General features: G+C 35.9%; 19 protein-coding genes, 2 pseudogenes, 3 riboswitches and 1 other annotated feature. Of the genes and pseudogenes, 5 read left to right on the top strand and 16 right to left on the bottom strand.

Going from position 1 to position 19,549, the window contains the following annotated elements; genetic code table 11:
• A partial coding sequence (locus CQZ94_RS16905; protein WP_142395855.1) for an LPXTG cell wall anchor domain-containing protein occupies nt 1–737 on the top strand: 737 nt, incomplete at its 5' end.
• A gap of 269 nt (nt 738–1,006) precedes the next feature.
• Here CQZ94_RS16905 and proS read toward each other — a convergent pair.
• On the bottom strand, nt 1,007–2,437 hold the full coding sequence (gene proS, locus CQZ94_RS16900; protein ID WP_105586297.1) for a proline--tRNA ligase: 1,431 nt from the start codon (nt 2,435–2,437) through the stop codon (nt 1,007–1,009).
• A 47-nt stretch (nt 2,438–2,484) separates the two neighbouring features.
• Nucleotides 2,485–2,691: a binding site (T-box leader), on the bottom strand.
• Nucleotides 2,692–2,784: 93 nt separating this feature from the next.
• On the bottom strand, nt 2,785–3,078 hold the full coding sequence (locus tag CQZ94_RS16895; protein ID WP_142395854.1) for a YesK-like family protein: 294 nt from the start codon (nt 3,076–3,078) through the stop codon (nt 2,785–2,787).
• Between the two features lie 154 nt (nt 3,079–3,232).
• Between CQZ94_RS16895 and CQZ94_RS16890 the strand changes: the two genes are divergently transcribed.
• A complete protein-coding gene (locus CQZ94_RS16890; protein ID WP_105586295.1) occupies nt 3,233–4,546 on the top strand; it encodes an alkaline phosphatase family protein in 1,314 nt (437 codons plus the stop codon).
• Between the two features lie 108 nt (nt 4,547–4,654).
• On the top strand, nt 4,655–5,938 hold the full coding sequence (locus tag CQZ94_RS16885) for an MFS transporter (protein WP_105586294.1): 1,284 nt from the start codon (nt 4,655–4,657) through the stop codon (nt 5,936–5,938).
• Nucleotides 5,939–6,012: 74 nt separating this feature from the next.
• On the opposite strand, the gene CQZ94_RS16880 is transcribed toward CQZ94_RS16885, so the two are convergent.
• The 12 genes and pseudogenes from CQZ94_RS16880 to CQZ94_RS16825 form a co-directional block, all read right to left on the bottom strand.
• Nucleotides 6,013–6,207, bottom strand: a complete 195-nt coding sequence (locus tag CQZ94_RS16880; RefSeq protein WP_000795763.1) for a helix-turn-helix transcriptional regulator — start codon at nt 6,205–6,207, stop codon at nt 6,013–6,015.
• A 168-nt stretch (nt 6,208–6,375) separates the two neighbouring features.
• Nucleotides 6,376–6,519 carry a histidine kinase gene (locus tag CQZ94_RS16875; RefSeq protein ID WP_105586293.1) on the bottom strand — a complete coding sequence of 48 codons (144 nt, stop codon included), beginning with the start codon at nt 6,517–6,519 and terminating at the stop codon, nt 6,376–6,378.
• A 126-nt stretch (nt 6,520–6,645) separates the two neighbouring features.
• On the bottom strand, nt 6,646–6,894 hold the full coding sequence (locus CQZ94_RS16870) for a hypothetical protein (RefSeq protein WP_002113671.1): 249 nt from the start codon (nt 6,892–6,894) through the stop codon (nt 6,646–6,648).
• A 13-nt stretch (nt 6,895–6,907) separates the two neighbouring features.
• Nucleotides 6,908–7,222 (bottom strand): thioredoxin family protein, encoded by a 315-nt coding sequence (locus CQZ94_RS16865; RefSeq protein ID WP_105586292.1) that lies wholly within the window; start codon nt 7,220–7,222, stop codon nt 6,908–6,910.
• 10 nt (nt 7,223–7,232) lie between these two features.
• Nucleotides 7,233–7,604 carry a DnaJ family domain-containing protein gene (locus tag CQZ94_RS16860; RefSeq protein ID WP_105586291.1) on the bottom strand — a complete coding sequence of 124 codons (372 nt, stop codon included), beginning with the start codon at nt 7,602–7,604 and terminating at the stop codon, nt 7,233–7,235.
• 559 nt (nt 7,605–8,163) lie between these two features.
• Nucleotides 8,164–9,696: an ABC-F family ATP-binding cassette domain-containing protein gene (locus CQZ94_RS16855; protein ID WP_105586290.1), complete on the bottom strand. Its 1,533-nt coding sequence runs from the start codon at nt 9,694–9,696 to the stop codon at nt 8,164–8,166.
• A 444-nt stretch (nt 9,697–10,140) separates the two neighbouring features.
• Nucleotides 10,141–10,890, bottom strand: a complete 750-nt coding sequence (locus CQZ94_RS16850; RefSeq protein WP_105586289.1) for an ABC transporter ATP-binding protein — start codon at nt 10,888–10,890, stop codon at nt 10,141–10,143.
• Nucleotides 10,887–11,885, bottom strand: coding sequence for an ABC transporter substrate-binding protein (locus CQZ94_RS16845; RefSeq protein ID WP_105586288.1), 999 nt, complete (start codon nt 11,883–11,885; stop codon nt 10,887–10,889). Before CQZ94_RS16845 ends, CQZ94_RS16850 begins: the two co-directional genes overlap by 4 nt.
• Nucleotides 11,882–12,655: an ABC transporter permease gene (locus CQZ94_RS16840; RefSeq protein ID WP_002113653.1), complete on the bottom strand. Its 774-nt coding sequence runs from the start codon at nt 12,653–12,655 to the stop codon at nt 11,882–11,884. The genes CQZ94_RS16845 and CQZ94_RS16840 overlap by 4 nt, the downstream gene beginning before the upstream one ends.
• Complete coding sequence (locus CQZ94_RS16835; RefSeq protein WP_000082898.1) at nt 12,627–12,947, bottom strand: MTH1187 family thiamine-binding protein; 321 nt, start codon at nt 12,945–12,947, stop codon at nt 12,627–12,629. The genes CQZ94_RS16840 and CQZ94_RS16835 overlap by 29 nt, the downstream gene beginning before the upstream one ends.
• A gap of 104 nt (nt 12,948–13,051) precedes the next feature.
• Nucleotides 13,052–13,153: riboswitch (TPP riboswitch) on the bottom strand.
• 93 nt (nt 13,154–13,246) lie between these two features.
• Nucleotides 13,247–13,444: pseudogene (locus tag CQZ94_RS16830) on the bottom strand (hypothetical protein); the annotation flags it as partial.
• Between the two features lie 14 nt (nt 13,445–13,458).
• Nucleotides 13,459–15,198: a methyl-accepting chemotaxis protein gene (locus tag CQZ94_RS16825; RefSeq protein WP_105586287.1), complete on the bottom strand. Its 1,740-nt coding sequence runs from the start codon at nt 15,196–15,198 to the stop codon at nt 13,459–13,461.
• 135 nt (nt 15,199–15,333) lie between these two features.
• Nucleotides 15,334–15,418: riboswitch (cyclic di-GMP riboswitch) on the bottom strand.
• Nucleotides 15,419–15,700: 282 nt separating this feature from the next.
• Between CQZ94_RS16825 and CQZ94_RS16820 the strand changes: the two genes are divergently transcribed.
• Nucleotides 15,701–17,014 carry an anaerobic C4-dicarboxylate transporter family protein gene (locus tag CQZ94_RS16820; RefSeq protein ID WP_105586286.1) on the top strand — a complete coding sequence of 438 codons (1,314 nt, stop codon included), beginning with the start codon at nt 15,701–15,703 and terminating at the stop codon, nt 17,012–17,014.
• Nucleotides 17,015–17,255: 241 nt separating this feature from the next.
• Here the strand turns inward: CQZ94_RS16820 and thiE are convergent, their stop codons facing one another.
• Nucleotides 17,256–17,915: a thiamine phosphate synthase gene (gene thiE, locus CQZ94_RS16815; protein ID WP_105586285.1), complete on the bottom strand. Its 660-nt coding sequence runs from the start codon at nt 17,913–17,915 to the stop codon at nt 17,256–17,258.
• A 13-nt stretch (nt 17,916–17,928) separates the two neighbouring features.
• Complete coding sequence (gene thiM, locus CQZ94_RS16810; protein WP_105586284.1) at nt 17,929–18,738, bottom strand: hydroxyethylthiazole kinase; 810 nt, start codon at nt 18,736–18,738, stop codon at nt 17,929–17,931.
• Between the two features lie 70 nt (nt 18,739–18,808).
• A riboswitch (TPP riboswitch) is annotated at nt 18,809–18,918 on the bottom strand.
• Between the two features lie 180 nt (nt 18,919–19,098).
• On the opposite strand from thiM, the pseudogene CQZ94_RS16805 reads away from it, so the two are divergent.
• Nucleotides 19,099–19,482 (top strand): annotated as a pseudogene (locus tag CQZ94_RS16805) (HTH domain-containing protein); the annotation flags it as partial.
• Nucleotides 19,483–19,549: the final 67 nt, after the last annotated feature.

Here is a 19,549-nt window from a genome sequence, read left to right as displayed (position 1 = left end):
ACGGCTCTGGCGGCAACGGTTCTGGGGGCAGTGGTTCTGACGGCAGTGGTTCTGGCGGCAGTGGTTCTGGCGGCAACGGCTCTGGCGGCAGTGGTTCTGGCGGCAGTGGTTCTGGCGGCAGTGGTTCTGACGGCAGTGGTTCTGGCGGCAGTGGTTCTGGCGGCAGTGGTTCTGGCGGCAGTGGTTCTGGCGGCAGTGGTTCTGGTGGCAACGGTTCTGACGGCAATGGTTCTGGCGGCAACGGTTCTGGCGGCAATGGCTCTGGCGGCAACGGCTCTGGCGGCAGTGGTTCTGGCGGCAACGGCTCTGGCGGCAACGGTTCTGGTGACAGTGGCTCTGGCGGCAACGGTTCTGGGGGCAACGGTTCTGGGGGCAGTGGCTCTGGTGGCAATGGCTCTGGCGGCAGTGGTTCTGGGGGCAGTGGCTCTGGGGGCAGTGGCTCTGGGGGCAATGGCTCTCAGGGTGGCAGTGGCTCTCAGGGTGGCAGTGGCTCTCAGGGTGGCAACCGTGTTAAAGGCGATAGCAGTTCTCAAGGTGATAACGGCTCTCAAGGCGGCAACCGTGTTAAAGGCGATAGCGGCTCTCAAAGCGATAACGGTAACGGAAAAGACAATTCAGTAAAACAAGGCGATAAGTTACCTAATACTGCAACGCATTATCCTGCATCTATTTTAATTGGTCTTTCGACATTCCTAATTGGTGTGTTACTATTTATTCGTCGTAAAAACGCAAAATAAAAACATCATCCTTCCATCTAAAAAATACATGAAACAAATTATAAAGCGAAACTTTAATCAGTGGGGATTTTGTTCATCCCCCACTGATTATTAGCCTTCACCAATCGGGCTTTTACGGGCAGCCCGACTCCCACCTAACTTCTTTGCTCCAGCCGAATTTTGAAGTGGGAGTTTTACTGCCCGTTAATGCGGGATACAACTAAAAAGGACTTTGGATTGTATTTTATTATGCAATCCAAAGTCCTTTTTGTCATCTAGCAGAAAGAGTATTAATACGCTTTTCCCCAATACACCATCTGCTTCGCTTTTTTACTACAGCAAATACATTCGTCAGCTAAACTTTCTTGTTCGAACGGAATACAACGTGAAGATACTCCAACTTCTTCTTTTAGTTTTTCTTCACAAGCTAGTTCTCCACACCACATCGCTTTAATAAAGCCTTGTTTTTCATCAGCTATTTTTTTCATCTCTTCGATATTCGTCACACTATAAGTGCTCTCATCTCTAAATACTTTTGCTTTACTAAATAAAGAATGATGAATCTCCTCAAGTAATGATGGGATGCGCTCTTCTAATTGATCCATTGCTATAAACTCTTTTTCTTTCGTATCTCGCCTTACAAGTACAACTTGATTCTTTTCAATATCCTTTGGACCAACTTCTAATCTAATTGGAACACCCTTCATTTCATACTCATTAAATTTCCAGCCAGGTGTTTTATTACTAGCATCTATTTTTACTCGCGCAACCTTTTGAATACGCCCTTGTAACTCTGTTGCTTTTTCTAAAACGCCTTCTTTATGCTGTGCAATAGGTACGATAACAACTTGTAATGGTGCAACTTTCGGTGGCATTACAAGTCCGTTGTTATCACTATGAACCATAATAAGTCCACCTATCATTCTTGTTGATACACCCCAAGATGTTTGATGTACGTATTGCCACTTACCATTACGATCTAAAAACTTAATATCAAATGCTTCTGAGAAATTCGTTCCAAAATTATGAGATGTTCCTGTTTGAAGCGCTTTTCCGTCATGCATTAAACTTTCAATCGTATAAGTCGCCTTCGCTCCTGCAAACTTTTCTTTTTCTGTCTTTTGCCCTTTAATAACTGGAATTGCTAAATACTCTTCACAGAAAGAAGCATATAAATTTAAAATATTTAATGTTTCAGTTTGAGATTCTTCTGCCGTTTCATGAATCGTATGACCTTCTTGCCATAAAAATTCAGTTGTACGAAGGAATGGTCTCGTCGTTTTTTCCCAACGAACTACTGAACACCACTGGTTATATAACTTTGGTAAATCATTATATGATTGAACAATTTTTGAAAAATGCTCACAAAATAAAGTTTCAGATGTAGGGCGTACACAAAGTCTTTCCGCCAATTTCTCATCCCCGCCATGAGTAACCCATGCTACTTCAGGAGCAAATCCTTCAACATGATCTTTCTCTTTTTGTAATAAACTCTCTGGAATAAACATTGGCATGTACACATTTTCATGACCAGATTCTTTTAATTTTTCATCCATCACTTTCTGCATATTTTCCCACAATGCATAACCGTATGGACGTAAAATCATACAACCTTTCACACTTGAATAATCAACAAGCTCCGCTTTTTTTACAATATCGGTATACCACTGAGCAAAGTCCTCTTCCATCTTCGTAATGGCTTGTACTTGTTCTTTTGCCATAGTCACTCTTCCTCCTTTTAGAAAATACAAAAAAGCCCGCGCCCCTAAATAGGGACCGAGCTTTGTCGGCGTTACCACCCTGATTCATACACAAAAATTGTGCATGCTCTCTTTTTGATAACGGGAAATTCCCGCTGCATATGCAGAACTCAAAGGTAGGTTCCATATCGCCCTTTTAAGAATCTTTCAGCCTAACGGATTCTCTCTCTACAAAAAAGGTTGGACATGTACTAGTCCTTTTTCATCGTTATAACGAAATAAATTTGTTGATAATCATAATATAAAATTCACCCCAAAACAAGAGTGAATTTTCTTACTTTAATATATTCTTTTCATTTTCTGCAGTTTTATACGTAGCTCTTTCGAAAAATCTTTACAAGTTGATGTGCAACCATACCGATAAGTGTACCAAGTAGAACGAAGAAACAAATAAATCCATATCCCATTCCTTCCCATCCGCCAATAGCCATCATTGTTACAGGAAAGAACGCTAAACAAAGAAGTACTAAACTAAGTGCAAATATAATATCAAACTGTTTGTCTGGAAAACGTTTTTTGAGTAAATATGAAATAAAAAATACAAGGAGAATCGTGATTCCACCAATGATGTAAAAGATACTAAATCCATCTAGCCAATCCATAGTATTCCCTCCTTCCATTCATTCCCTTATACTTATTATATGTTTGATTTTTCTGAAAATAAATAATAAAATTTTATTCAAAAATATATTTTTATTACTAGGTATTAATAGTAATATATAAGAATAGGTTTTATATAATCAGGAGGGAAACTTTATGGATAAAGCATTAACAAATCACGTCATTATTTTATCTTTTGATTGCCTATCAGCTTTAGATTTTCCTATATTACAAAAACTTCCTAATTTCCAAAATTTAATAAAAAAGGGCGCAATTGCGAAAAAAGTAGAACCCATTTATCCCTCTGTAACATATCCAAGTCACTCAACAATCGTTACTGGAAACTATCCTAATAAACATGGCGTAGTTAGCAATACATTACTTCAACCAGGACGCGAGTCACCTGATTGGCATTGGTACCGAAAATCCATTAAAGGAACAACTCTATACGATGAAGCACGCAAAGCAAATTTAACGACAGCAGCCCTTCTATGGCCTGTTACTGGAAGAGCAAATATCGATTACAATTTACCAGAAATTTTTCCAAATAGACCGTGGCAAAATCAAATTTTAGTTTCATTATTTAGCGGTAGCCCGCTATATCAATTAGATTTAAATCGTCGTTTCGGCCATATACGAAATGGATTGTCACAGCCTGAGCTTGATGATTTCGTCCTTGCTTCTGCCGTACATACAATTCAGACGAAAAAGCCTAATGTTATGTTTGTACATTTTACTGATTTAGATACTCAAAGACATTACCATGGCTTCAAGTCCGAGGAAACAGTAGCTGCAATCCATAGACACGACGAACGTCTAGGAAAAATTATTCATGCATTAAAAGAAAGCGGGATATACGAAGAGAGTACAATTATTGCACTTGGCGATCATAGCGCTTTAAGTGAAAACAAAGCAATCCAACTAAATGTCCTATTCCGTCAAAAAGGACTTATATCCGTAAATAAAAGTGGAAAGTTACTAGATTGGAAAGCTTATTGTCAAAGCTGTGATGGATCTGCCTACGTACATGTAAAAGATAAAAATGATACTGAAACGATTAAAGAGATTCAACTTCTTCTTGAAGAGCTTCTTCAGGATAAACAAAATGGAATTGAATTTATTCTGCATGATGAAGATACAAAAGAACGTGGTGCTGATGGTAATTGCTTATTTATGCTAGAAGCCATGGAAGGTTATTACTTCATTGAAAATTATACAGGTGATTTCATAAAAGAAATTACTAAAAAAGATGTTACTTCTAGTAAGAAATATACATTTGGAACACACGGATATTCCCCAACAAAACCTAACTATGAAACAATTTTTATGGCTGCTGGGAAAGGCATTCGAAGCGGGGTTACAATCCCGTATATGAGACTGATTGATGAAGGTCCGACTATTGCTAGGTTACTCGGTTTGCACTTAGGTGAAACAGACGGAGCAATTGTAGAGGATTTACTTCAATTGTAAAGAACTGTGTATATATGTAAAAGTTATGTAAAAATCATCACTGTTTCTCTTTTTATAATTTTTATTTTTGTACACTGTTAGTAGAACAAATTTAAGGGGGAACATTATATGAAAAAAATGTCCAGACAAGAAAAAAGCTGGATATTATATGATTGGGCTAACTCGGTATATTCGCTCGTCATTACAACTGCATTATTTCCAATTTACTTTAAAGCAGCTGCAAAAGAAGCTGGACTATCTGGTGCAACTTCAACAGCCTATTGGGGATATGCAAACTCGTTCGCTACACTTTTAATTTCTATACTCGCTCCTATTCTCGGCACAGTTGCTGATTATAAAGGATTTAAAAAACGATTTTTCACATTTTTCTTTGGGCTTGGTATTATATTTACAAGTATGCTAGCAGTTGTTCCAACATCTCAGTGGTACTTATTACTAGGATGCTATATGCTCGCATTAGTTGGCTTTGCTGGAGCAAATATTTTTTATGATGCATTTTTAGTAGATGTTACCTCTGGGGATAGAATGGACCGAATTTCTACGCGAGGTTTTGCATTAGGTTATATTGGGAGCACAATTCCTTTTATCGGTTGTATTGCTCTTATTATTCTTGCTCAAAAAGGAACTATCCCCTTATCAGTCGGAATTGCTAGTCAAATTTCCTTTGCAATAACAGCTCTTTGGTGGGGACTATTTACGATACCAATGCTAAAAAATGTAGAGCAAACACACTATATTGAACGTCACCCAAGACCAATTGCAATGAGTTTCAAGCGCCTTGCTAATACTTTTAAAAATATTAAAGAATATAAAACTGTATTTATGTTCCTAATAGCTTACTTTTTCTACATTGACGGGGTCGATACAATTATCACTATGTCTACCGCTTACGGAACAGATCTCGGTATTAGTGCAACTAACCTATTAATCATCTTATTTGTAACACAAATTGTCGCTTGTCCATTCGCTTTATTGTATGGAAAACTATCGGAAACATTTACCGGTAAAAAAATGCTATATGTCGGTATTATTATTTATATCATTATCTGCACATATGCTTATTTCTTAAAAACGACGTTTGATTTCTGGATTTTAGCAATGTTAGTTGCCACTTCTCAAGGCGGTATTCAAGCACTTAGCCGTTCATATTTCGCAAAACTAGTACCGAAAGAATCTGCAAATGAATTCTTCGGATTTTATAATATCTTTGGTAAATTCGCAGCAATTATGGGTCCGGTATTAGTTGGTGTCACAACACAATTAACAGGAAAAACAAACGCTGGTGTCCTTAGTATTATTGTCTTATTTATTATCGGTGGATTCTTATTAACTAGAGTACCCGAAAATGATACGTCCGTTACACCACCTAATCCGAAAACTAAAACAATATAAGAAAAAGATCCTCTTCAAGCGAGAAGAGGATCTTTTTCTTTATTTTTAGCGATAACGTCTTACAATTTAAAACTCTACAACTTGTACAAAAATAGTTTATCGACAGTTGTTCCTAATACTTCTGCTAACCGGAATGCTAGCGCTAAGCTTGGATCATACTTATTATTCTCAATTGCATTTATCGTCTGTCTTGATACGTTACACTTATCAGCTAATGCACCTTGTGAAATATTATTTTCAGTGCGTAATTCATAGATTTGATTTTTCACATCTTTCTCCTAACCTGTAAAATTATTTTTACAACATCAGTATATAGTTGGTACATTTCATTGTCAAAAGATTCCCATAGAAAAAGGGAGCAAACATGCTCCCTCACGATACTTATTTCGAAATTAAAGAATTGGTTAACTCCTTTTGATTTGCGTCCTCTTCTTTATTTAAGAAAATGTATTTTCAAACCAAACTCGAATGGCATGTATCGCTCCAAATTTAAGCCCAAGTTTAACAAGAAATACACCTCCAGCAACTAATAAGAATAATGCTACTTTCCCTTTGTTTTTTACTTTCGGTTCCCTTCCCATTTCCATTCCCCTTATTACATTTATAAAATTTAAACAAATGTTTGTTTAGCTGTTGTTATGTATATGTAAGCCAACTAATCAAACGTTTGTTTAAAAAGAAATACGCCCATATAAGGCGTATTCTCATCAATCCCCGCCACCACCGCAGCTACCTCCACTATCTCCGCCAAAAGACCCTCCGCAATCATGCGAGCCACCATCATGTGAACTATCACTATCAGATCCCGCAAAGAAAAATAGTGGTGATGAACTGTTAGACGTACTATGTGTATTACTCTTTTTAGTAAGATTTACTCTTCGTTTATTTGATCTAACTGATGCTGCAATCATCCAAATTAAAACACAAAATAGTAATGCCGCTATAACAAACCCCATATAAAAACCTCCCTTATTTTTCTAACAACTGAAGTACTCTCTCAATATTTTCAAGTGAAATAAAGCGCGATTCACGAAGAATTTCTTTCCCATTATAAAATAATAAAACTGTCGGCCCTGTAAGTACTGAATACCGCCCTGCAATCTCTTGCATGTCTTGAAGTAATATCTCTACTTTCTCTACGTAATCATAATTCTCTAATACGTAATTTACTTTCCGTAACATAACATCACAAACGCCACAATTCTCCGTTTTAATAAATAGAAGTACTAATTGTTGTTCTTCAATATATGTTGCTAATTCTTCTATCGTTTCAAATTTACTCATCTTATCCCTCTTAACGTAATTTACGAAATACTTTATCTTGATACATACGAAATGCTGAACTATCTTTAATCTTTCTCTTTTCCATTAACTGCTGAAAGCGCAGTGTTTTTCCCGTTAACTCTTCTTGTAATTCCTTTCTCTCTGCCTCATCATAACAGCAAGCGATTAAATCCTCTATTTTCAATATATCTTTTTGCATTTCCATTTCTGGTGGAATCATGCCTGCATTTTTCAAGATTTTATAACTCATTCTTAATTCTGGAGGTACCATTGAAAGATCTTCTAATTGTAGTGGTTTTCCTTGTCCCGGAATATTATCAAGATCACCATTCCGTATTGCTTGACGAATTTTTTCCTCAGCAATGTTCAAAAACACATCCACACTATCCCCTCCTTTACATATTTTTACTATTATTTTACATGAAATTTCATCATCCTGCTACGTCATTCAAGATTGACTTCATACAATTTTCCCAAGTTTATTTAAACGATAATCGAACACAAATTTTGCACGCTAAAATTTGTAGTAAAACAAATAATCATTATGAAATTACTAATGTATAAAAAAACGGTTATATCCCTTCTCGTAAATCCATTACAATCGATGACGAAAGCACAAGAACCCCCGCCAAACTTCTAATTTTGCGAAAAATCGAAAACGCACATTATAATAACCTATTATAATTATATTCAGTTTCCAATATGAAGTTTATGTGAAGTTCATCTGAATTTCACATGAATTTCCTTTAAGTTCTATTGTCTTCCCATACTAATCACATTATCCTTTACATATAGGAATCATTTTTATTCCATTTCAAACTATCTATATATATAAATAAAGATAGTAGCCTATTAGGGAAAGGCATCTAGTATTATTATAAATATACCCAAAGAAAAAGCATTAGCTCATAAAAGCTAATGCCTTTTCTTTATTCATATTGTTAAACGTTCCATTCTTCGATATTCCATATTTTCGTTATCCATGCTTCATAGAAAGATGGCTCATGTGAAACAATTAAAACCGTACCTCTATATTGTTTTAACGCTTCCTGTAAAGCCGTCTTAGTCTCTGCATCCAAATGGTTAGTTGGTTCATCTAAAATTAAAACATTGCTTTTAGTTACGATAAGTTCGCATAATCGTACTTTTGTTTGTTCTCCTCCACTTAATAACTGGATAGGTTTTAATACATGTTCTTCTTTCAATCCGCACTTTGCTAATGCTTGTCGGATTTCTTTTCTTGTCATGTCTGGCCTTCCTGCCCATACTCTCTCTAGTGCAGTTATTTCTGAGGAAAATTCCTCTTGTGCAAAATAAGTGGGTTTTACTCGTTCCCCAACAGAAACTGAACCGCTTAACGGTTTTATTTGTCCTAGTAATGTTTTTAACATTGTTGTTTTTCCAATCCCATTATGACCAATAATTGCAATCTTTTCCCCTTTTTTCACTTGAAAATCCAATTCCGGAAATAACGGTTCACCATAACCAATTTTTAGTTTCTCTACCTGTAAGATACGACTCACTGGCTCAGTATAAACATTAAAATCAAAACGAGCACGAGGTACATCGTTAACCTTTTCAACCTTTTGCATTTTCTCTAATACTTTTTCACGACTTTTTGCTTGTTTCGCTTTACGAATTTTATTTTTTTGAATAAAACTCTCTAAATGTGCAATTTCCTTTTGCTGTTTCGTATATGCTGCTTGTAATTGTTTCCTTTGCAGTTCATAATTACGCAAAAAACTCTTATAATCGCCTACATAGCGCTTAATTGCACGCTCATCTAGATGATAAATAACATTCGTAATATTGTTCAAAAATATTTCATCATGCGAAATGATAATATAAGCTTTTTCATACATTTGTAAATATGATTGCAACCATTCTATATGTGCTGTATCTAAATAGTTAGTTGGCTCATCTAATAATAAAACATCCGCTTTTTCTAAAAGGAGTTTCCCAAGTAACAACTTTGTCCGCTGACCACCACTTAACTTTGAAACATCCTTTTCCAATCCTATTTCAAACAAGCCTAAGCCGGTTGCTACTTCCTCAATTTCTGTATGAATTTGATAAAAATTAGAATTCTCCAATATAGTTTGTAACTCTCCATACCTTACTAACAATTTCCCTACTTCTCCTGCTCCAGCCATCTCTTCTGTAAGTTTTAACATTTCACGTTCCAACTCATACAGGTTAGAAAACGCACTTTGCAAGTATTCTTCAATTGTTATGCCTTCTTGTAAATCTATATGCTGTTGTAAAAAGCCAATCTTCACATGTGGAAACCATTCAATTTTCCCATCATCATGTATAAGTTCTCCTGTTAACAAGCGTAATAATGTGGATTTTCCAATTCCATTTTTCCCTACTAGCCCAACATGTTCACCCTTTAATAATCGAAAGCACGCATTATATAAAATGGTTTTCTCACCATATGAATGACTTACATTTTCTACTGTTAATATACTCATTTTTTTCTCTCCTTTTCTTATGATCCATAAGCTAAATAGAGAGAACAACAGTATAAAGCCTTATTTAGTTATACATATAGAAATGGGTAAGGTGAATACACCTTACCCATTACATATTATCGTAAGAAAGGATTAAGGTTCTTTACCTGCTGTCTTCAATTTAGCTTAATCTTTAAAAATGGGCAGACTTCTCCCGTATCAAGCTAAAACCATTTGAAGAACAGTTGATAAAGTCATTTTATCCTTTCACTCCTTTAACATTTGTTATATTAAGAGTATAAACCACTCTATTATATTCTATTCTCTACTTTTTCTTTTGTTCCTTCTTCCAATTTATCCGGTGTTAATGAATCCACTATTTCCCCTATAGATTTCATCTTTCTCCTTCAATAGAAAAAAGCCTCTTAACAGCAATTATACCAACAACTGTTAAAAGACTCTTTTCTATTTTTTCATGTAAGGAGCTAATACTCTTAAAATTTCTTCCTTATCCTTCTTTAACTCAAGCGATGTTAACATATCCATCGTTCGCGGCCTAAGTAATTTCACTTGTACCTCTCCAACAATTGATGCCGGTCTTTGAGATAAAATAAATACGCGATCAGAAAGCAAAATTGCTTCATCTAAGTCATGTGTAACCATAACAATTGTCTGCTTTTCTTGATGCCAAGAATTTAAAAGCCAACTATGTACTTCCATTTTTGTAAATGCATCTAATTTTCCAAAAGGCTCATCAAGCAGCATAATTGGCTTTTCACATAAATATGTGCGAAGGAAACTAATTCTTTGACGCATTCCTCCTGATAACTCATCTGGATAATGGTCTGCATATTCATCTAGCTCAAACTGCTTTAATGCTTCCATTCCTTCTGTCAGCCTTTGTTTTTTAGGCTTTCCTTCAATTTCCAATGGAAGAACTATATTTTGCAAAGCCGATCGCCACGGTAGTAATAAATCTTGTTGCGGCATATAACTAACAACATCTTGTTTTTTTACATACTCCTCGTTATAAAACACTTCTCCGCTCGTTGGTTGTTCAACACTTGCAATCATATTTAATAATGTACTTTTTCCACAACCACTCGGACCTACAAAAGAGACAAACTCTCCCTCTTGTATAGAAGCACTAATATTTGCTAATACATTCTTTCCATCGAAAGCTTTTACAATATCTTTTATTTGTAATCCACTCATTTTTCACTTGGAAGGAATTCATTTGTAAAGGCATCTTTTACATCGATTTTCTTGTTAATAACTTTGTTGTCATATAAGAAATTCATGTAATTTGTCCAAATCTCTTCCTTCTGTACTCCCCACGCTTTTGCATCATCTTGATACTTTGTACTTAACCATTTTTGGCTTTCTTGTACTAATTCTTTATTCAAATCTGGAACAGCTTTAATTAAAATATCCGCAGCTTCTTTCGGTTCTTTAATTGCAAAATCATAACCTTCTGTCGTTGCAGTCATGAACTTTTTCACAAAATCTTTATCTTGCTTCGTATGTTTTTCACTTGTAATAATAACAGGACTATAGAAATCGAGCGCTGGATCTAAGTCTTTCACCATAATTGTATTTAACTCTTTTCCTTGACGCTTCGCTTCAATTCCATCCCATCCATAATAAATCCATTCAAAGTCTGCATCACGACCGATTGATTTAAAGAAATCTGTTTGTCCAAGAATAATTTTTTCAACTTTATTAAAATCAGCTTGATGTTTATTCATAATCGTCTTTAACGTCGCTTCTTCTGCTGGTCCTCCCCAGCCGCCGTAACGTTTACCTTCAAAATCTTTTGGTGACATCATATTATCTTTTTTAAGTGATGCAAAAGCTGAAGTATTATGCTGGATAATCGCTCCTACAGATACAACAGGAATACCTTCAACACGAGCTAACGTTACATTTTCTTGTGCACTTATTGCAAAATCAGCTTTTCCTGAAGCTATCATTTGTTCCGCTGTAACATTATCACCTGGTTGAATAATTTCTACATCTAACCCTTGTTTTTTATAATAATCTTTCGTCTTCGCTACGTATAAACCAGTATGGTTTGTATTAGGAAACCAATCTAAAACGACTTTCACTTTCTTTTCTTTGCTTGTATTCTCTTCTTTCTTCGCCGTATTACATCCGGCAACACCAACTGCTAATAATGCAGCTAACATAATTTTTAAACCTTTTTTCATTTTCTGCCGCCCTTTCTATATATCCATGGTGCTGTTATTCTTGCCATAAATTCAACAATAAAGTACAGGAATAATGTCACCATGACGATAATTGCTGCAACACCAAATACTCGAGCCGTTAAAAAGGATTTCGTTGCTCTTGTGAGCATAACTCCTAATCCTTCACTCGCACCAAGCCATTCCCCAATAATCGCTCCCATCACACTATATGTAACAGCAATTTTTAAACCTGAGAAAAAGTACGGGAGCACTGCTGGAAATTTTACTTTCTGATAAATTTGCCACTTTGTCGCCTTCATCGTTTGTAATAACTTCAGCATATTTTTATCTACCGTTTGGAAACCTTCTAAAATGCTAAGCGCAATTGGGAAGAAACAAACAAGAATAACAACCATTACTTTTGGCAACATTCCGTATCCAAACCAAATAATAAATAATGGTGCGAGCACAACGATTGGAATTGTTTGCGAAATAACAAGCAGCGGATTCATTAAAATCCGAAATAAAGGGATGACATCCATAATGATAGCAATACTCGTCCCAAGTAAAATTGCAAAAAACAACCCAATTATTACTTCCTGTAACGTTTGCACTGTATTCGGTAATAGTAAATCTTTCATTCCAATTAACTCTTGCACAATTGCAGACGGCTTCGGTAAAATCCACGGCTCAATTTTAAATAATGAAACAGATCCTTCCCATATAGCAATGAGAAGGATAAGCCAAATTGTTGTGATTATTTTAGATCGCTTCTGGTTTTGCATATTCATCACGGTACTTCCAAACTTTTTCGTCAATCGTTACGCCCGTACTTGGACGATAGTGAATTTTAATAGAAGTGATCACTTCTTCTGCTCCAGCATCGACGCAAGCTTGTTGCGCGCGTTTAATGACGTCAAGAAGTACATCTAATTCTCCTTCCAACGTTGTTTCCATTGCCCCTACTTCATAACGAACTCCCGACTGTTGTACAACTTCAATTGCTTTATCAACAACGGAATACACATCTTTGTTCTTCGCTTGTGGTACTACTGAAAATGAAATTGTAACTTGTTGTGACATAATAAAATCCCCCTTACAAAATATGGTTTCAAAAAAAAAAGAAAAGGCTTTCCTACCATGTAGGAAAGCCTTGTATACAAGTTATTCTATAATAACTTATGCTACATCACTTTAAAGTAACTCCCTACGCTGGCATTATCCAGATCAGGTTGAGGGTCGATGTATACTTACATCCTCTCAGCCAATTGGCTCCCCGGTTCTTAATTCGTTTTCATTGTAGCATGATTTATTTTATTGAACAAACAAAAGCGTACATATCATTTCATTATTTTTGGAAAATATCCAACTTCTTCTGTCTATACCTTTATTTCCCCCTCAATTCGAGCTAATCCACATATCGTTCTCTCGTTAAAGAAATCTTGAATTGTTAAATCTGGAAAATCTTCTTTTAATAACGCTAAAGCTCTCAATACTTTTAATGAATGTACACCAATCTTTGAGATTCCTAATACATCAATCCAAGCTTTTGCTATTCTTTCTTCAACTTCATTAGACGGTGTATATTATGTTATTAACTTTTAAATTCTCCTATTAACTCTTGTAGCTCCTGTGAAAGCCAACTTAAAGAAGTAGCCAATTCTGCTATATCTTGTACAGACATTTCTTGCTCCTTCATACTCGCTTCAACATTACTGCTACTATTTGCATACGTATTTGCAATATGAGATAGTTCATTTACAACTTGAACGATATTTTGGCTATTTTGCAAAATATCATTTGAATTGCTAGAAACGGCTCTAACTTGCTTTGTAACAGATTGTGCTGATTTTGAAATTTTCTCAAAGAAAGCACCGCTACTTTGAACAAGGGTAATTCCAGATTCCACTTCTTTTGAACCTTTCTGCATTGAAACTACAGCCTCTTCTGCTTCAGCCTGTGTCTCCCCTATTAATTTAGCTATATCTTTTGCCGATGCTTCCGTTTTCTCCGCTAATTTACGCACTTCATCTGCGACAACAGCAAATCCTCTTCCAGCTGCTCCAGCACGTGAAGCTTCAATAGAAGCATTTAAAGCTAGTAAGTTCGTTTGATTTGAAATACCTGTAATTACAGTTACAATGTCACTTATTTCTTTTGATCTTGTTTCCAACGAATAAATGATAGAAGATAAATCTTGTACTGCTTTTTGAATTAAACTCATTTGATTAATAATTTGTTCAATAACTCCATTACCCTCAACCGAATGTTGCTCCATACCTTCTGAGGTAGTGGAAACTTGTTTCGCAGCCCCTGTTATTTCTTCCATCTTATTTTCCATTTCATGTACAATCCATAAATATTGTTGTACAGAAGTTTCTTGCGACTGAGCCCCAGATCTTAATCCTACAATAGAACCCGCAATCTCTTGAACTGCCATACTATTCTCCTCTGTACTTGCTGACAATTCTTGCGAAGATGAAGAAACCTGTTCTGCCGTCTGCTTCACTTTATCTATAATTCCTCTAAACTTCTCAATTGTGTTATTAAAATACGAATTAATAATACCGATATCATCTTGTCTTTCCACTAATTCAATACTTAAATCTCCTTCACCCACTTTACGTAATCCCTCACGTAAATCTTGTAATGGAGCAAGTGAATTACGTACAATCAAGAATTGAATAAAAGTCGCAATTAAAACTGAAATACAAATAAACATTAAACCTTGCATAATAAATTTCTTCTTTGTACTAGGAACAATAGACGCATCTAAATCTGCTGCAACAATTGCAACAATATTTTCTTCTCCATCTGTAATTGGCTCTAATATTGTTACCCATGATCCCAGTTCATCTTCATATATTTCCGTTATTTGTGCTTTTTTCGTGGCCATTACTTTATCGTATGCCTTCATCCAACGAACTGGTTGTTCATAATAGTCTCCTGGTTTTACTTGAACAGCATTCGCTAATTCTGTAGTCAAACCAACTATTTGAAGCTCACCTTTTGCATTTGTTTTTGCTCCAACAACATACGTTTGTCCAACACTTTTCAATTCTTTTGTAACTTCATCTAACTGCTTTGTTAATTTAGTTCTTTTTTCTTTTTGTACCGTCGGGTTTTTCGCGACATCTCTTACTACTTCTGCCTCTAATTTATGTAATACCGTATCCCCTGTTTCAATAGACTGTCTTTCAAATATAGACATCATACTATTTTGAAACATATTAAAACTTAACGCCCCCATACTACCAACAAGCGTTAAAATAACGAGTACAGTTAACAATACATTCTTTTGAAGAAACGATAGCTTATGCCAATATTTTTTCATTCACATTACCTTCCTTAATTCAGTTAATACAAAATAATAATTTCAAAACACACCCTTTAATTGATAACCATTCTCAAATATAAACCAAAAAAAAAAGACCAATGAAAAAGCATTGGTCAAAACCAACCCTATCCGTCCGGTAACTGGCTAGCATAGTCATTTGACCTTAGCCCCTGTAGTTTTGCGTCCTCATGTTTCCATCAGTTTGCCTTTCTCGCTGAACGAGTTGAACGATATGGGAGTTCTATGAGAATTTAAATATTCTCTTTCAAAGATTACAACATAAAAATTAAAATGTCCACTTATTTAGAGATCTAAATATGAAGTTTTAATGTATTATTTTTTCGAAATAATTTAACAAAATACGTGAATGTTACATTTCTTATGTTATATAATAAAAAACGTATATAACACAAGGATTATTCTGGATGTTTATTTAATTTCCATTCAAATTAAACTATTCGAATATATCTTAACTTACGAATTTCGGAGGTAGTTTATCATGTTTTGGCTACAATTTCTTACGTTACTACTCTGCATTTTTATTGGTGCACGCTTAGGCGGAGTTGGTCTAGGAGTAATGGGTGGCGTTGGTATGGCAATACTTGTTTTCGTCTTCCACTTACAACCTACAGCTCCTCCTATTGATGTAATGCTTATGATTTTAGCAGTAATTACAGCTGCCGGTGCTTTGCAAGCTGCTGGAGGAATGGATTATCTCGTCCACCTTGCTGAGAAAGCATTACGAAAAAATCCAAAGCGCATTACATTTTTTGCTCCTATTGTTACTTATTTATTCACGCTATGCGCGGGAACTGGTCATGTCGCTTATTCTGTACTTCCCGTTATCGCCGAAGTATCTCGCGAATCAGGAATTAGACCTGAACGACCAATGTCAATTGCCGTTATCGCTTCCCAGCAAGCCATTACAGCTAGTCCAATATCGGCTGCAACAGTTGCACTTTTAGCAATGTTAGCCGACTATAAAATCACCTTGTTAGATATTTTAAAAGTTAGTATCCCTTCTACTTTCATCGCTTGTATGGTAGCTGCATTCGTTGCTAGTAAAATGGGAAAAGAATTAAATGAAGACCCTGAATACTTGAAGCGATTAAAAGAGGGAATGATTCCTAAACTTGAAGAGAAAAAAGAATTTATAGGTTCAAAAGGTGCGAAATTATCAGTTATTCTTTTCCTAGTCGCAACTTTCCTTGTTGTACTTCTCGGTTCATTTGAAACACTTCGTCCAGGATGGATGGTTGATGGGAAATTAGTTCGTCTGTCAATGCCAAACACAATTGAAATGGTCATGTTAACCATTGCTGCTCTTATTATTATTTTCTGTAAACCGAATGTGGAAAGTATTGTAACTGGTAACGTCTTTAAAGCGGGCGCAACAGCAGTTGTTGCTATTTTTGGTATCGCTTGGATGGGAGATACTTTCTTCAATGGAAACTTAAATATAATTCAAGGATCAATTCAACACTTAGTGACAAGTGCACCATGGCTATTTGCTATCGCACTATTCATTCTATCTATTTTACTGTATAGCCAAGCAGCAACAGTTCGTGCTTTAATGCCACTTGGACTATCACTTGGTATTCCGCCAGCATTACTTATTGCAATGTTCCCTGCAGTAAATGGATACTTCTTCATTCCAAACTACGGGACAATTGTTGCTGCAATTAATTTTGATCGCACTGGTACAACAGGAATTGGTAAATATGTTTTAAATCATAGCTTTATGATTCCTGGCCTGATCGCAACCTTTACTTCTATCGGAATTGGAATGCTCTTAATTTCAATTATGTTTTAAATAAAAGCACAAACCTACAATTTCAAAGGGTTTGTGCTTTTTTAATCAAACGTTTGTTTAAATAAAGTGAAACTTTAATCAGTGGGGTTTTTATTCATCCCCCACTGATTATTAGCCCGCACCAATCGGGCTTTTACGGGCGTAAGACCCCCACCTAACTTCTTTTCTCCGGCCTAATTTTGAGGTGGGAGTCTTACTGCTCACAAATAGCGGGATAAACGAAACAACTCATTTTGCGACTCTACAAACTCTTATTTACTTCCTCAGCTAATTTCTTCGTACTTTCATACGCAGATTCTGCTAAGCTAATCGCTGAAATAACTGAAACACCATCCGCACCCGCTTCTATAACAGAAGCTGTATTTTCAATTGTAATCCCACCAATCCCAACGATCGGTATTGTAATCTCTTGTTCCCTAAAATACTTTAGACCTTCCGTTCCTTGAACCGCTTTCGTATCTTTTTTCGTACTCGTCGGGAAAATTGGACCAACTCCTAAATAATCAGCTCCATTTTCAATCGCCCAGCGTGCTTCTTCAATTGTATGTGTAGATACTCCAATAATTTTATCTCCCATTTTTTTACGAACAGATGTAATTCCTTCATCATCTTGTCCAACATGCACGCCATCTGCATCTAACTCGAGGGCTAGTTCCACATCATCATTTACGATGAATGGTACACCGTACTCCTTGCAAAGCGCTTGTAGTTCTTTCGCAAAATCAATACGTTTCTCTCCCGTTAAAGCCCCTTCTCCCTTTTCACGAAGTTGAAAAATTGTTATACCACCTTCTAGTGCATCTCTCAATACTTGTAGTGGCTCCTTCGTACAATTGTTACTTCCCATAATAAAATATACTGATAATAACCTAGACATTTCATCCATTGTAATACGCGACATCTAGTTCCCCTCCTTACTGTATAACCTCAATCTTTCCATACTTCTCAATATCATCTGAAGTTGTATTCGCTAACTGATTTAAAAATTCAATTTGGAAGCTTCCTGGTCCATTCTCTACTGTTTTCGAAGCCGCCATTTCTGCTGCTACTCCATAGAATGTTAATGCGGCTACTGCTGCCTTTACATAATCCTTTTCTACCGCAACAAATGCTCCTATTACAGAAGTTAGTAAACAACCTGTTCCAGTAACTTTCGTTAAAATAGGATGGCCATTTCGAATAAGAATAGTTCGCTCTCCATCTGTAACAACATCTTCTTCTCCAGTAATTACCGCAACTGTATTTAATTCATCCGCTGCCTGTTTTGCAATATTTACAACATTACCATTCCCAGTACCAGCGTCTACACCTTTAATTTCCCATTTTTCATTAATAACACTAGCAATTTCAGCTGCATTTCCACGAATTATCGCTAAATCGATTTCAGCTGGAATATATCTCGCAACTTCTGTTCGATAAGAAGTTGCTCCTGCCCCAACTGGATCAAACAATACTGGTACATCATTCTTATTTGCTGATTTACCAGCAAGTAACATCGCTTCTACCTCTTCAGGACGAAGTGTACCCATATTTAAAACAAGAGCTCCCGCAATGCTAGCCATTTCTGCTACTTCTTCTTTTGCATACGCCATTACAGGTGATGCTCCTAATGCTAACAAACCGTTTGCTGTAAAATTTGTTACAACAACATTTGTAATATTATGCACGAGTGGATTAGACTCTCTCACCAATTCCACGACTTTACTAATTTCTTGTACATTCATTCTTTTCATCTCCTAACTTTAATGATGGGAGATACACAAAAAGACACTTTGCGTACGCAAAGTGTCTGAACATGTGCTTTTACACTCTCCCTACGCTGGCATTATCCAACAGGTTCAAATGGTCAATGACGGATTAGCCATACTCTCAGTTTGTATCCACAAACTCCCATGTGTTTCTTATTCACTTACTTCAGAGTCTACTCTTATTCTAGTAAAATAACAAGTTCTTTACTTTACTATATAAAAAGAGTGATAGGAACTTATAAAATGTACCCTATAGAATAGACACTGAAAAAAAAGTCTATTCTATAGGGTATTTCTTGTATAATGAGAGAAAATTGTGATCGGAGAAGGTTCAAAATGACAAAAAAGCTATTTACAGAAAGAGACATTCAAATTCTATCAAATAACCCATACATAAAATCTGTAAGTCAGAAAGGTATCACTTATACAGATGAATTTAAGCGTATTTTTATTGAGGAAAATGAAAAAGGAAAGTTACCTCGAAATATTTTTGAAGAATGTGGCTTTGATATAGATGTGATTGGAATGAAACGAGTTATGTCATCAGGAAGTAGATGGCGTGCTGCTTATAGAAAAAATGGTGTATTTGGTTTGCGAGATACACGCACCGAAAACGCTGGAAGAACTCTTGAGAGAGAGCTTACGTTAGAAGAGAAGTATGCTCGTTTAGAAGCCGAACGGAACCTACTAAAGGCAGAAAATGAATTGTTAAAAAAGATCAAACTTATGGAAAGATAGAAGCAATTGATAAAACAATAAGCATAATGAACAAATATCTTTTTTTCAT

The sequence above is a fragment of the Bacillus sp. MYb209 genome, from assembly GCF_002975175.1.
Lineage (GTDB): Bacteria > Bacillota > Bacilli > Bacillales > Bacillaceae_G > Bacillus_A.
This window is presented reverse-complemented; position numbering and strand designations above follow the sequence as displayed.